Origin of the sequence: Paenibacillus popilliae ATCC 14706, from assembly GCF_000315235.1 — a bacterium.
GTDB lineage: Bacteria > Bacillota > Bacilli > Paenibacillales > Paenibacillaceae > Paenibacillus_B > Paenibacillus_B popilliae.
Map to the genome: position 1 here is coordinate 1 of NZ_BALG01000554.1, position 256 is coordinate 256.

The following is a 256-nucleotide window of genomic DNA, read 5'->3' on the forward strand; positions in this document are numbered from 1 at the left end:
TGTGGGCGATACGTTCCTGCTAGGAGTTCGGCTTGTATACTTTCCAGAAATGGGGTGACTCCTTCGCGCTCTACATCTGCAAAGCTTTTTCCGTCAATGCCCGGGGCACCTCCGTTTTTCTTCGCAAGCTGATACGCCTCTTGAAGGGTTGTCATCTTGGTGATGTGAGTGAATAGTCCCCAGAAACGATGTGTAGGTTCAGCCTTCGCCTTTTGATATATCCGTCGCCTTAGCTCCTGCAAACTGACGGGTGTTT

Annotated in this window: 1 pseudogene; it reads right to left on the minus strand. The window is 50.4% G+C overall.

The annotated features are described in order from the left end of the window. Positions 1 to 256 (minus strand): annotated as a pseudogene (locus PPOP_RS19120) (reverse transcriptase domain-containing protein); the annotation flags it as partial.